Annotated in this window: 14 protein-coding genes and 1 pseudogene; 4 read left to right on the plus strand and 11 right to left on the minus strand. The window is 40.9% G+C overall.

Annotation, left to right across the window (positions count from 1 at the left end; all coding sequences use genetic code 11):
- Window positions 1-22: 22 nt before the first annotated feature.
- A complete protein-coding gene (locus V1497_RS10975) occupies window positions 23-241 on the plus strand; it encodes a hypothetical protein (protein ID WP_349407595.1) in 219 nt (72 codons plus the stop codon).
- A gap of 8 nt (window positions 242-249) precedes the next feature.
- On the opposite strand, the gene V1497_RS10980 is transcribed toward V1497_RS10975, so the two are convergent.
- From V1497_RS10980 to V1497_RS11000, 5 genes are all read right to left on the minus strand, one after another.
- On the minus strand, window positions 250-717 hold the full coding sequence (locus tag V1497_RS10980; RefSeq protein ID WP_349407596.1) for a DUF2663 family protein: 468 nt from the start codon (window positions 715-717) through the stop codon (window positions 250-252).
- A 69-nt stretch (window positions 718-786) separates the two neighbouring features.
- Window positions 787-1107, minus strand: coding sequence for a hypothetical protein (locus V1497_RS10985; protein WP_349407597.1), 321 nt, complete (start codon window positions 1105-1107; stop codon window positions 787-789).
- A gap of 24 nt (window positions 1108-1131) precedes the next feature.
- Window positions 1132-1743, minus strand: coding sequence for a type II CAAX endopeptidase family protein (locus tag V1497_RS10990; RefSeq protein ID WP_349407598.1), 612 nt, complete (start codon window positions 1741-1743; stop codon window positions 1132-1134).
- Window positions 1736-3247 carry an ATP-dependent DNA helicase RecQ gene (locus tag V1497_RS10995; RefSeq protein WP_349407599.1) on the minus strand — a complete coding sequence of 504 codons (1512 nt, stop codon included), beginning with the start codon at window positions 3245-3247 and terminating at the stop codon, window positions 1736-1738. Before V1497_RS10995 ends, V1497_RS10990 begins: the two co-directional genes overlap by 8 nt.
- Window positions 3237-4328 carry a helix-turn-helix domain-containing protein gene (locus V1497_RS11000; RefSeq protein WP_349407600.1) on the minus strand — a complete coding sequence of 364 codons (1092 nt, stop codon included), beginning with the start codon at window positions 4326-4328 and terminating at the stop codon, window positions 3237-3239. The genes V1497_RS10995 and V1497_RS11000 overlap by 11 nt, the downstream gene beginning before the upstream one ends.
- A gap of 284 nt (window positions 4329-4612) precedes the next feature.
- Between V1497_RS11000 and V1497_RS11005 the strand changes: the two genes are divergently transcribed.
- The gene (locus V1497_RS11005) at window positions 4613-4861 is read left to right on the plus strand and encodes a ferredoxin (protein ID WP_349407601.1); all 249 of its coding nucleotides are present in this window, start codon (window positions 4613-4615) and stop codon (window positions 4859-4861) included.
- Window positions 4862-5049: 188 nt separating this feature from the next.
- On the opposite strand, the gene V1497_RS11010 is transcribed toward V1497_RS11005, so the two are convergent.
- A complete protein-coding gene (locus V1497_RS11010) occupies window positions 5050-7440 on the minus strand; it encodes an immune inhibitor A domain-containing protein (protein ID WP_349410804.1) in 2391 nt (796 codons plus the stop codon).
- A 214-nt stretch (window positions 7441-7654) separates the two neighbouring features.
- On the opposite strand from V1497_RS11010, the gene V1497_RS11015 reads away from it, so the two are divergent.
- Both V1497_RS11015 and serA read left to right on the plus strand, forming a co-directional pair.
- Window positions 7655-8143 (plus strand): inorganic diphosphatase, encoded by a 489-nt coding sequence (locus V1497_RS11015; protein WP_349407602.1) that lies wholly within the window; start codon window positions 7655-7657, stop codon window positions 8141-8143.
- 121 nt (window positions 8144-8264) lie between these two features.
- Window positions 8265-9839: a phosphoglycerate dehydrogenase gene (gene serA, locus V1497_RS11020; RefSeq protein ID WP_349407603.1), complete on the plus strand. Its 1575-nt coding sequence runs from the start codon at window positions 8265-8267 to the stop codon at window positions 9837-9839.
- A gap of 243 nt (window positions 9840-10082) precedes the next feature.
- Here serA and V1497_RS11025 read toward each other — a convergent pair whose 3' ends face one another.
- From V1497_RS11025 to V1497_RS11045, 5 genes and pseudogenes are all read right to left on the minus strand, one after another.
- Window positions 10083-10238 carry a hypothetical protein gene (locus tag V1497_RS11025; protein WP_349407604.1) on the minus strand — a complete coding sequence of 52 codons (156 nt, stop codon included), beginning with the start codon at window positions 10236-10238 and terminating at the stop codon, window positions 10083-10085.
- 17 nt (window positions 10239-10255) lie between these two features.
- Window positions 10256-11407: a restriction endonuclease gene (locus V1497_RS11030; RefSeq protein ID WP_349407605.1), complete on the minus strand. Its 1152-nt coding sequence runs from the start codon at window positions 11405-11407 to the stop codon at window positions 10256-10258.
- Between the two features lie 184 nt (window positions 11408-11591).
- Window positions 11592-11950: pseudogene (locus V1497_RS11035) on the minus strand (VOC family protein).
- A gap of 151 nt (window positions 11951-12101) precedes the next feature.
- Complete coding sequence (locus V1497_RS11040; protein WP_349407606.1) at window positions 12102-13205, minus strand: flavin monoamine oxidase family protein; 1104 nt, start codon at window positions 13203-13205, stop codon at window positions 12102-12104.
- A gap of 164 nt (window positions 13206-13369) precedes the next feature.
- Window positions 13370-14182, minus strand: coding sequence for a histidinol-phosphatase (locus tag V1497_RS11045; protein ID WP_349407607.1), 813 nt, complete (start codon window positions 14180-14182; stop codon window positions 13370-13372).
- Between the last annotated feature and the right edge of the window lie 38 nt (window positions 14183-14220).

The raw sequence follows: 14220 nt of genomic DNA on the forward strand, positions 1-14220 counted from the left end.
AAAAGTTAGGAGAGGACACACCATGACCATATCCAAGTTTACGAATAAGTCTCTCGTTCTCGATCAGGATTTGGAATACAGCCAGAAAATCGGACTCCCAGTAGAAGTTTATTGTATGAAGGAATACGAAACCGTTGCGTTCGGCCGCATTCAACTGATTACAAAGGATCATGTTCAAATCAATGACCAGCTTTTTTGCAGAAATGATAACGCTTTCTTCGGATGCCCTTGTCCCATGTAACTGAAGGATTACTTGTGGTAAAGGTTCACATCATATTCTTTTTTCAGCCATTCATAAACCTCATGGCGACGATCCCATGGAGCAGGTTTCTCCCAAAGTTCTTCTCCTCGTTCAATTGTTGCAATCCTTAACTCTTCATACTCTTTTTCAGCTTTCATATGTTTTCTTTTATAGAGGAACATTTGAATGAAGCAGAATACGCCAATAACAAACAAGATGAAAAGGATTCGATCCTGGAACAAATAGGCTGTCATTTTTCCTGCTGATAAAAACATGTTTTCAAACATCGGAAGTTTGTAAAAGTAAATATATAACAGTGAAAAAAACATGATTACGAACAAAGACAAAGACCACTTCAACAACAATTGCTCAAATCGCTGTTCCTTCTGTCTACGTTCCACGAGGTTCTTCACAACCTCTAAAGTCACTTCAGACACTTGGTATTGTTTGAACTTCCATAATTGAAGACCATCCATACGCATTCCCTCCTATTCAAACCTATGCGTGGAGGAAATGACGTATACATTGAATCAGAGCTCACGTTTTCAACGATCGATCTTAATGAAAACGTCAGATTCACTCTCTATCTCTGGAATCAAGTTAAAGCCGTTTGTAAAATAAAAAATCGTGAAAAACAATAAGAAAATAAAAGCAATGACGATGCCCCGGGTCACCCATATATGACCTTTACCGGAATAGGGCGTCTCTTTTTGTGTTGTCTTTTTTGGGCTTTTCCTGTGCTTGCTGCTTCTTGGCGGAAGGTTAAGGACATCGATTTCCTCAGTATCCTGAATCGCATTCATTTCGAGATTTGAAACGGGCTTCACCTTATTTCGTAAAGATGATGCTTGATCATGCTGGGTCATGATGAATCCTCCTTCATCGTTACTCTATTCTTGAAAGTTCGACTTGGCACGTACAGAGAAAACGTTATAGCGTATGATAAGACCTAATATGAAATCGATGAATATATGGACCACGATCGGGATGAGCAGATTCTGAGTCAGAAGGAAAATTCCACCCAATAGAAAGCTCAGCAACGTTACGAATAGCAGCAGGACAGGTTTGTAAACATACCGGATATGCATGAATGCAAAGAGTATACTAGCTGGAACATATCCTAGATTGACCTGCAGAATCCCTCTGAATAGTAATTCTTCTGAGATTCCGATCATGCAAGAAACAAATAAAAGGTGTGGAAACGAAATGGTGGCGAAGATACGCTCGTTGATTCCTCCATCATCCATCCATTTTCCAGGAGCTTTCTTCCACAGGATAACGTCAATGACAACGACAATCAGGATTGTAGGTATCGCCCACAACAAGATGGAATTGAGATCGAATGAAACCAAATCCAGCCAGGCAGATACATCTTGTTTGAAAATGAATGAAAGGATGACGGTCAATGCTAAGAAAATGATTTGGGTAAAATAAAGGTTGGCATAGAGCTCCCGTTGAGACAAGCTTTGGATGAGTTCTCTTTGATTCCTTCTCTTACCCATGCTCTACACGCTGGCCGAACATTTCAGCTAATTCCCTTTCCCAATCAAAATGATGTCCTCCCGATCCATCTCCTTGGTGCTGATCATTTTGATCCTGTTCAAACGTGCTTCTATCAATACCACAATGTGTACAACAATTTTCAGGCCGGTCCAAGAGGATTTCTGCAAATTCACTAAGGATGCCTGCACGCTTGCAATCATCGGATTCAATCCATTGCTTCATCCGCCGTAATCGATTACGCTTCTCATTGATTCGAACCTGTATTAATTCGAGCATCCCTTCGGTCCATTGCGTGAGTGAATCAGTACTTGAACGTAGATATTTCTCATAATGGAAGATCATGAATCGTTCACAGGTTTCACTCAACTCCATCCGTTCAAGTAATTCCTTCCATCCCTTTTGACGGTCCGGCATGGCCGCTACATTTTCTGCGAATTTCTGAATATCATGGCTACTCGGGAACTCGGACATCAAGAGTCTTTCCGGGATGAAATCATCCTGGTCATGATAAAGTAATAAAGCCAAGCTCTGGTCACCATCCCTGCCAGCTCGTCCGATTTCCTGAAGATAGGACTCCATATTCGGTGGAAAATGATAATGGATAACATATCTGATGTTCGATTTGTTGATGCCCATACCGAAAGCATTTGTACAGCATATAACATCCAGTTCATCGTAAAGGAACTGTTTTTGTATGAGAAGTCGATCGTCGTTTTCCATTCCCCCGTGGTAGTAAGCGACCCGTTCAACCCCTGCCTGTTTCAACATCTCAGTCAAATCCTCCGTCATCGCCCTGCTGGAGGTGTAAATGATTCCTGGTTTCTGCAAACGTTTCACAGATTCAATCAGGAGGTCGGTCTTTTCAGCAGGGTGATTAGCCTTTTCCATATGTATTGCAATGTTCGGTCGATCAACTGAATAAATATGCTGCTCGGGTTCTTCAAGGTTGAGCTGACGAATGATATCATCTCGGACTTTATTAGTAGCCGTTGCTGTCAGGGCAAGGACAGGAGGTCGCCCGATCCGGTTCCTGAAATCATCCAGCTTAAGGTAATCCGTCCTGAATTCATGTCCCCATTGGGAAATACAATGCGCCTCGTCGACCACGAACAAAGAAACCTTCAATTTGGCTATGGTGTTGGTGAAAACCTCTGTTTGTAACGTTTCTGGAGAAACATAAACAATCCTGTAGCTGGATAGATGTCTTAATATCCTTTTACGAATTTCGAACGGCAATCCACTATGAAATGTACAAACACGTCGTTCCCCATTCTTCTTCATTTGTTCGACCTGATCTTCCATCAAGGAAATGAGTGGAGATACGACCAGGACCAAACCATCCATCATATATGAAGGTAATTGGTAACAGATTGACTTTCCGGAACCTGTTGGCAGCATGGCGAATACATCTTTACCTTCTAATACATCTTCAATGATCTCCCTTTGACCTTTTCTGAATGATTTGTATCCAAAGCGTTCATAAAGTACTTCTTCAATCAACACGGCTTCGAACCCCTTTTTCTTCCTTTAAAACGTTTTCTATCCCTTTTGCCAAGGTTAGACGAATTTGAAAATAGCTGAATTCCTCTTGAAGCTCCTGTTTAATCCATTTCAGCCTTTTACTGCGTAAGCGTTTTGACACTGCGAAAATCCTTTTTTGATCTTCAATTGAAATGAACGGGCTTATTTCGAATTCCGGTACATGTATGGCGATCTCGACAATATGGTCCTCAATCGTACTTTCCTTTAATTTCCTGATACGCACGATATCATCAAATGTATATCCGTCCTTAAGCAATTCAAAGGTTTTCCTTGTAGACTCTGTCAACGTATAGGGTTGGCTACAATCCGCTATGAAGATATGTATATGGGGGAACGATCTCCGATCAGCCATGACTGTTTGTATCATCTTATGAAGGGTGCCTAGGAAACGGATATGGCTTTCAAAAGGATCCAGTCCGATGATTTCCCCGATCTGTCGGGTAGTTTTTCCGATGCGATCCTTTCTGGATAGACGAAGGACGAAGTTGTCTGCATCGTTACCTTCTACAGTCGATAGCAAGATTTTCAACTCACTGTATATCCCCTCAGCACTCATATGCCTTGAACGTGGATCACGAGGAAAGTGACGCTTCACCCATTGTAAAACCTGTGGATCATTTTGAATCGGATAGAAGTGGCGCTCATTTTCCAATAAGTGTGATAAGGTTTGGACATATAACGTAAAACGACGCCAGAAAACTGTACCGATATCTCCATAACGCCAACCATCGAGTGAAGTTGGAATCGGACTCCTCTTCAAGTTTTCGTCGAGAACCGATTGACCTCGTTCGGTCAACCGGGCATTAGAGGCATCCGTCAGATTGATCCAACCCGATTGTATAAAATCTTGCATCTTTTCTTCGAATCGCGCATAGGTATAGCCATGAAAAGTCCCAAACAGGTGAGACAGACCGAATAGTTTGCCATCCTGAACCGTTTGAGAGGATTTCTTACCGGTCAACAGATGGTATAGACCTGAGACGGTACGCTCACCATCCATCCGTTCAAGGCCATACAGCAACAGCGTGTCTGAATAATCCATTGAACCTCTCCTCATTCCTTACACTTCTTATATTGTATCAGAGGTTGTTTAGAAATTGGTCTTTTTGGGAAAATTGCTTATGTAGTCGTCACATGTCTGTTAACCCCTAATTTGATAAGGATTCTCAATGAATTTAACTGTTGAAATCTCAAATCAACAGTTTTACAATAGTAACATGGATATAAAAATGGTTTGATTTGGAGAATATGAACTGTTTTTTGGCGTTTGATAGAAAGAGGAAGATAAAAGACAGTTTCATCAATTTCTAGGAGGGTAATTTCGATATGCCAAAGTACACAATTGTTGACAAAGAAACTTGTATCGCTTGCGGAGCTTGTGGAGCAGCAGCACCTGACATCTATGATTACGATGATGAAGGAATTGCTTTTGTTACATTAGATGACAACCAGGGAATCGTTGAAATTCCAGAAATCTTACATGAAGATATGACAGATGCCTTCGAAGGTTGCCCGACAGATTCCATTAAAATTGCAGATGAGCCATTCGATGGAGATGCAACGAAATTCGAATAAGATAGTACGGTATTAAAAACGCGCCCTTCTCTGTAGATCAACTAGGGCGTGTTTTTTTATTAGCTTATTACAAATGATAATCATTGTCAATTAAAAAATTAGAATATTGGCATGACAAAGCCTTCATAACAAGGAAAATGTCAGACACCCCCGTTAAGCATAACTCGCCGGAGGTATCTGACATTTTTTTATTGTTCTTTATAAATGCCGATCAAGGCAGTCGATTTATCTTTTGTATGTGCAATTACGACGAAATGCAGGCCGAAATCCGGTATATTACGTCCCGCATCCAGTAACCCTGAATTCAAAAAGTCGTCACCGTCATAGAATGAGCGGTCCCCCCGCAGTTCAGGTGAAGTCAGTGAGATTCCTAACGTATCCCCGTAATCGAGAAATTCTTCATTCGTGTTGACGATACCGAAAGCGGCATCATTGATCTGGTATTTCGTCGATGCAATGGAACCATCACTCCACTCCAGTGTATGCTGGTGAGCATCGACGACACCGACAAATCCTTCACCAGGATGATCCCCTGTCCAGTTATCTGTATAAGATTCATCAATATACCAGACAACCAAACCAGGGTCATATTCCATCAATGAGTTTCCACGAAGAATGTGCTTCAGACCCATATCGACCCCATGATGGTTTCGCCATTCAAGCAGGTAATACTGTTTAGACGAAAACTTTCCTTTATCTTTTTTGAAACCATGCATCCTGAATTTCGGAACAGATTCTGCATTATCGTGAAGGAATGGCTTATCATTCACGTATATCCGGATATCATCGATATACAATCCTTTTTCTGCTACAGCCATATCGGTCCAATAATGGATTCTCAGCTCGATTTGCTTTCCAGCATATTGTGTAAGATTGAAATACCCTTCCACCCATCCGTCTGAGTGACCAGTAATGCCATGCCCTGGGTTCTGATCATTCGGATTTTCGGTCGTCGTCAAGTTCCCAGGAATGCTTACCCACTCATCAGTACCAAATTCTCTCACTTGTATGGAAGCATAATCCCAATCCTTTTCAATTTCATACCAGGCCTGGAAGGTCAATTGAGCCTGTTCAGCTGTGGTCAGGTCGAGGGAAGTCACCATTGAATGGTTCAAAAGATTTCCTTTTCCACTATGATATTCATAGCGACCATTGTAAGGTTGATTCACAATTGTCACCTTATCCGGCAGTTCAATCCGTATCGCATCATTCCACCTTCCCTTTTCACTCGCCTGATCTAAAAAGATCAGTTGACCGACGAAGGTAGGATCTTCCGTATCTATGGACACACCCGTCAACCAGTTCCCTCCGATATAACCTTGAAGGAATTCCTTGGCCCAAACACTGAAACCTGTCGGTTCTGTGCCAGGAATTTTACCAGCCCAACTTCCACTACTCATGATTGACCAATATGCGACCGGTTCACCTTGTCCGGTATACTGCGTATCATACTCATCCGGCAGAGCTAAATCGTGTCCATATTCATGTGCAAAGACGCCGGTTGCTCCATCCTCAGGCTCAATCGTATAGTCGTATGCTCCTAAAAATCCGTTCCAATACGGAACATTCGTATACGTACCAGGAATGAGGAAAACTCCTCCGAGATTCCAGCGATGTGACCAGATGGCATCACTTCCAAGACTGCCCCCTCCAGCTTCTTCACCGACCCCTGAATGAATGATCATAAGATGGTCAATTAGCCCATCGGGTTCACGATAGTTCCCGTCGTTATCCAAATCATAACGGTCTTCCTGATCATAGTCCGCAAGATTGATTGAAGGATCCTGAGCTGCTTTCGACAAAGCCTCAGCTACTAAATATCGTGGTCTTCCGTCCCGGCCATCAGGATTTGGTACATTTGCGCCATAATACGCTGCAGGATGTTCTGCTGTATACCAGCCTGCAACCTCACCCTGTACGCTATAGCTCCCTCCTGACTGTTGTTCATAATACTGCTTCATGGAGATGAACGTTTCACCGTTCGGACCTTCATACCCTTCATCTCCGAAAATCATATCTTCATAGTGCTCGACAGGATATTCATCATAGTACATATCGGTTTCTTCTGGAGTAATGCTTCCAGTGGGATAGTCAGGGAAATCAATCGCAATCACCAATACACGATCCTTCCTGACTCCCCCGTTCCATTCTTCCGATTGAATTGGAGGTAGTTCGAGGCGTTCGATCCGTTCATGAAAATGTTTTTGCTCTTTAACATTCATCCCTTTTTGAAGAAAAGCACGAGTATCCTGAATCTTATTCTTTTGCTCTTCCTCTAATGTATAATGGTGTAGATAAGCATCATCAAGTCCGTCCGTCTTTCTCTCAAGGTAACGTTTAAGTGCCGCTTCTTTCCCTGATACACTTAAACTGTTCGATATTTCCCCTCGTTCAACCAATGCTTCAATCAATTTTTCATCATTCACGACACCGAGATCTATTGGGCCAGGGATATCAAAGTCCGGGTTCAATGGGTCATCCGAGAAGATCGTCTTTGCTGAGGATTCTTGTGGCGATGCACCAAATACGAGTCCGACTGACAATGTGGAAAGACATACGATGGTCTTCCATATTTTCATCACCCTCTTAAAACCTCCTAACCGAGTTACTTACATCGTATGATTAAATCCTAGGTCTGCTCGTAAGGACGAGTAAGAAGTCGCCCAATTTCTTTTGAAGAGGTTGACCGAATCATGGAAAACCAGCTTTCTTGCGCTCTCAGTTTTCAAATGCACACCAAATTGCTATAATAGGTTATTGTAAGTTGTACATAAAAGGGAGGATGTTTGAAGAATGGAAAATAAAGTAGTCGACGCTTTCATCGAAATTCCGACTGGAAGCCAAAACAAATACGAATATGATAAAGAAGCAGGCGTATTCAAACTGGATCGCGTATTGTTCTCACCTATGTTCTATCCAGCAGAATACGGCTATCTCGAAAACACACTCGCTCTTGATGGTGACCCACTTGACATTTTGGTCCTAGTCACCAATCCTACTTTCCCAGGATGTGTGATTGAATCTCGTGTAATCGGGTACTTGAACATGATCGATTCAGGAGAAGAAGATGCAAAACTATTAGCGGTACCGGTAGAAGACCCACGCTTTGATCACGTCAAGTCCCTTGAAGATGTATCCGAACACACGCTCAAGGAAATTTCCCATTTCTTCGAACGCTACAAGGATCTTCAAGGTAAGAAGACCGAGATCGGCTCATGGGAAGGCCCTGAAAAAGCAGCTGAGCTTGTTGTTGAGTGTCAAAAACGCTACGAAAATCAATAATCGTTCCACGATCAAAGACCCATGGAGATAAGATCCATGGGTCTTATTTAAATCTGTTGACATACATTGTGAACAATAGGAAAATCAACTATTAATACACATGGATGAGGTGAGATCGCCAATGCATCAAATCGTCATAAGCGACCCGATCAGCGAGATTGGTCTGGAACCCCTTGTAAAAGCCCCTGAAATGCACCTTGTCGAGAAAAATATTCATGAAGTCCAAAACAAAGATAAAGTTGACGCTATCATCGTCCGAAGCAGTACAAAACTGACAAAACAGCTGATGGATGAAATGCCTTCGTTGAAAATCATCGCGAGAGCAGGCGTAGGTGTAGATAATATCGATGTTGAAGCAGCCACAGAACGAGGAATCGTTGTCGTCAATGCTCCAAATGGTAATACCGTCTCCACTGCTGAACATACTTTTGCTATGATGTTGTCGCTTTTACGTAACATACCGCAAGCCAACCGCTCGCTCCGGCGAATGGAATGGAAACGTTCCGTCTTTACAGGACATGAACTCCATAGCAAAACACTAGGAATTGTCGGTATGGGGAAAATCGGCTCAGAAATCGCGAAGAGGGCCTTAGCTTTTGAAATGAAGATTCTCGTATATGATCCATACCTTACACAAGAAAGAGCAAAAAAGCTTCAGGTTGAAACCGTACCCTTCGATCACCTCATCAAGCATTCCGATATCATCACTGTACATACACCATTGAATGAAGATACGAAAGGGCTGATTAACCATGAAACAATCCAACGGATGAAGAAAGGCGTATTCCTGATCAATTGTGCACGCGGAGGAATCATTGAGGAAAATGATCTGTTAGCCGCACTTGATTCAGGCCACGTTGCAGGTGCTGCTTTGGATGTATTTGCAGAAGAGCCTAGCATGAACGAAGCGTTGCTGCTACATGAAAAAGTCGTTGCAACACCTCACATTGCTGCCTCTACGACAGAAGCGCAATATCAAGTAGCAAAACAAGTAAGTGAAGATGTCCGAAATGTACTGAACGGTGAACCGGCCCGTAACGCCTTGAACTATCCAACCATATCGAAGGACGTTCATGAATTCATCTTTCCGTATATCGATCTTGCCAACCGTTTAGGTTCTTTCTTATCTGCATGTATCAAAACCCCTGTCCATGAAATCCAATTACACTATTCAGGGGATTTGACCGATCACGAAACGCTTCCAATCACGAGAAGTGTTTTATCAGGCTTTCTAAATCCACGGATCGACCAGCCGGTCAACATCATCAACGCGAGTGTGATTGCGAAGCAGCGAGGTATTACCTATGGCGAAACAAAGTCATCTGAGAACTATGGTTACTCCAACCTTATCAACGTTAAAGTTGTCGGCGAAGATCATACCGTTTCCATACAAGGGACATTACTCCCGGGATTAGGAGGAAGAGTCGTTAACCTGAACGGATTCGACATCGACTTCACGCCGAAAGGGCATCTCGTATTCATCACGCATAATGATCAACCAGGTGTCATCGGGAAGGTCGGCAGGGTTCTTGGTAAATATGAAATGAACATAGCCACGATGCAAGTCGGACGGAAAGAAGCCGGCGGTGGCGCTGCGATGGTTCTCACATTTGATGAGCCACTGACAGACAATATGCTCGATGAACTTCAAGAAACGAAAAATATTTCCTCCATTTTAGCCATGTCGATGGAATAAGGTGAAGGCTATGATTTATTACAGTTGATTTCTAACAAAAATAAAGGGGACTTCCGTATTGGGAAGTTCCCTTGACTATTCCATTAAAGACCCTTTTATAGAGACCTTTTTTATACTTTTCTTTATTAAGTTCTTCTTTCAAGTGAAAACACTGCTCTAAATCAATGTCATAAACATTTGCTATACCTATATGTAATAAAGGACATCATATAACTCTTCTTCAATTGTTCCTTTTATTGTGCCTTATTGTTCGAGCCTTATATCTTTCCTAATTACTTCTGATAGTTCTCCTACCTCTTCAATCAGCTTTTGGAAATATGTATTCTTTAGTTCAAGTTTATAATCTTTAGCTTTAATGTATTGTTGTAATTCTATGTGCGTAATGATATTATCCATCAAGTTAAAAATCCTCCTAATTACTCGTCTTTAAAATAATCAAAATCAATTGCTTTCACTACAAAAGTATGATTAATATCTACTCCTACATTATGAGATATCATAAGTTTAGATAATTCTATGCCATCAATCAGTATAATTTTTTTTGTTTCTAGACGATCAGCATATTTCTTAGCACCCTCTGTAAAGTAAGACGTTGTAATAAACACACCTTTTCTCGCACCTTTTCCATCTAATGCGCCAGAAAAACTTTGAACAACATCACGACCTACAGAGTTATTAGCTGCATACCTTTTTGCTTGGACATATATATTGTCTAGGCCTAATTTATCCTCTTTAATTACTCCATCTAATCCTTCATCATTAGTTCTTTGAGTTACTTGACCATCTCCATACCCCATAACGGTCAATAATTCTACTACAATGTCTTCAAATTTTATCCAATGGACATTTCTTAATTGTTTTAACAAGTTATCTGCTAACTCATTTGTCATATCGTTTAACTTTTCTTTCACGATTGTTAAAGGGTCAACCACTTTCTCTAATTCTTCAATCTCTTCCCTAATACCAATACTAGTTTCATTTAATAAATCAAGGCCATCATTAGTAATTTGGTATGTTAATTTATTGACTTCTTCTATATAATTCTCCTTTTTTAAGCTATACCTAACGCTTCGAACTCTAGATAGAAAAATAATGTCTGTATTATTTTCATATTTCATCGAGCGCTGTTCATCACTTAAATTAAAATGGTTTACTAATTTTTGTGTTATCTCGCTAGCAGAATATGCTTCTCCATCTTTAATAATTTCCAAATAAGGAATCATCATATCTCCAGATGATGGTAGTGTGTCTTTAATTTTTTCATCATATTCTTTATGTATTCGATCTATCTTGTGTTTATCGATTATTTGTTGTTCATCTTGTTCGTTTTTTGGTATACCTTCTTTTATAATTATTGTTTTAATTTCAGGAATAGTTAGACCTGCTTCATTCATTTTCTTTAAGAATTTCATAATCCTTAATGATTCTTTAGTATACATAATTTTATTTTTAATCATGACAGTGGGGATATAATCTTTAAATTCTTTTACCCATCTTCTACCATTGGATTCAGACCAACCAACTAACTCAGACATTTTAGTTTTAGAAAGTAATTTACTAGTGTTCAATATTCCCCACCCTTTGTACTTATTATTGAATTGCATACCCTTTAGAAATCTTATAAACTATATATGTATCATTTATATTAACATAAAATTCCATAATATTATCTTGTAATGTAAATAGACTATCCTTATTAATGGATAGCCCCCTCTTAATGAATAGTACTCTAATTACAAGATTCATCGGTATTTAATTTCCTACTAACACAAATACATTTCCATCTGGTGCTTGCATCACCGCCACGTGCCACCTAAAGTATTAGAGAATGGAGATTGGATCCATTTAACTTCTGAATTTGATTTCAAAAATTCGTAGGTCTCCCGTACATCTTCAACTACAATTTCAGTTTCAGCGAGTTTTAAACTAGGGTTGTTCTTTAAAACCAATTCTGTATTTCCATCAGGATAACTCATACCAATAAGCTTCCACTGTTTGTCTGTGTCTTGAAAAGCTTCCCAAGACTTTGTTAGCCCTAACGATTGATAGAACTTTACTGATTTTTGGATGTTTTCTGTATAAATTGCAACACACTCAATTCTTTTCCACATAAACCATTCATTCCTCTCTAAGGAAACCCAGATCTGTCCCTTTTCTTGAAGACTCCATTTCAAGATATTCTCATAGTAAGCTGAGTACAAACAGAACAAATGAAAAAAGAAATACCAAAAAACCAATGCAACAACCATTGGTGCTATCAGCTTAAAATTCCTCTAGATTGTTTATTTCATAAACTGCCTGTTCAGCTGCCAAGAGTGCACCTTCAAGATGACCACCATATTGAGAATTAGCTTCTGTACCAGCAAAAACAATTTTCTTACTCCATACCCCTGATTTTGGTGGTTGACCATAGCTTGGAAAATCACTAAGCGGGACTAAATCGTCCTCAGCAGCCGTTTCAGCATCTTTGGACCAATCCTTGTAAAGGATAGCCTTTACATTTTGAGCAGAGGCTCCAAACAGTCTGACTAATTGATCAATGACCAGATATAAAAGTTTATCCTCACCCATTTCATGACGCGATTTCGCCGGCATGCCAAAGAATCCAAATAATGCACCAGAACCCGTTTCGGGAGATGCATCATGGATTTCTTGTAAGGGTCCAACCCAGCTTGTAGCAAATCCAGAGAGTCCTGACTTCCTCCAAAAAGGACGGTCATAGACGGCAATGGCCTTAGCCTGTCCTCCCATCCAAGTAGGTTTGCTTATTAGGTCAGTTATCATATTTTTGGGTAATGAAGGAGAAAAATGAATATGGCGCGCCACAATCCGGGGCGGTAATGCTAGGATAACAGCTCTTGCCGAAACTTCTTTTCTCGTACCATCAGCCTGAGCTACTACAACCTTGATTGCACCGTCTTCATCAAGTCGTATTTCTGTAACTCGCTTTTCAAGCTCGACTATTCCTGAAGGAATCGTATCTGCTACAGCATCAATAAGAGACTGCACCCCACCTATGAAACGAATTGACCTTGCACTCGAATTTTCTGGAAGAACATAACGCTCTGGGGGAATGTTTTGGGATCGTTCTGAAAGCATTGCCCCTTTTGAGTACTGGGGGAACGTCCCTACATTCAGTTCTTTAACAAGGCTGGTAATTGTGCTTTCATACTGCGGCCAGTACCATGTTGGACCGAGGTCAAATTTTCCTAAGTCAGGTTTATTTGGATCTGAAGAACTCAAGACCCTACCGCCAATCCTATCTCTTGCTTCTAGCACCTTACAATTGGTGCCTTCTGCAGCTAGTAGAGACGCTGCGCGAAGGCCACTTAAACCAGCACCAATAATGACTACAGGATTGTTCAACTTCCTCCCTCCTTCCAATGATGTGTAAAGTGGTTGTTTTTATGTCCAATTATTGCAAACCCCGTAGACGAATTCAATCTTTATTACATATGAAAGGGAGCTTATCTGAAATTCAGATAAGCCCCCATTTATTGAGTAACAATTTATTAGTTTGGAACACATTTTCACCCTAACGGAACTTCTTTCCGTTTTCCTTTTTCAAAGGTCATTAACGTACGATAGCCGACTGAACGTGCGAATTCAACTGCTTCATCATAAGCGTACCCGACGTGCTGTGGAAAATGTGCATCTGAAGACAAAACGATCGGTATGCCTTTGTGATACGCCATTTTCAAGAGCTCCTTATCAGGATAAAGTTGTTTGACAGGCTTCCGTAAACCGGCTGTACTGATTTCAATACACGTTTTGGAGTCTTTCAGAGCATCTGTCGCACGATCATATTGCTCTAGGAGAAATTCCCGGTTTTCCGGAATATGCTTGAAAATCTTCACGAGATCGATATGTCCGATGATATCGAATAGATCCGATTGCGCTAATGTCACGACCTGATCAAAATAGCTGCGATAGGTTTCATGAAGGTCTCTTCGCGTCCATTCATCCTTAAATTCAGCGAGATCGATTCCGAAATCATCCACCCAATGAATCGAGCCAATGACATAATCGAAATCATATTGTTTTATGAATGTCTCCATTTCCTTATGCTTTCCGGGTGTATAATCCATCTCGATCGACATCCGCACGTCGATGTCTTGTCTCCACGCATCTTCAAACAGAGCAACATAGTCTCTCATATCATAATACCGTCGTTCATCGACCCATGGGTTCGATAATATGTCGGCAGTTTGATAGAAATGGTAGGCATGCTCTGAAATCCCAAAATGTTCGATTCCTTTCGCTTCAGCGCTTTGAGTGAATTGTTTCAAGTAATCTAACGTCAAAGATCCATTCTCCAAATGGTTATGGTAATCCGTCAGCATCTCATCACCCCTCCATCCTCGGCTCCAGCTTCGGTTTC

This window comes from Pseudalkalibacillus sp. SCS-8 (assembly GCF_040126055.1).
GTDB lineage: Bacteria > Bacillota > Bacilli > Bacillales > Fictibacillaceae > Pseudalkalibacillus > Pseudalkalibacillus nanhaiensis.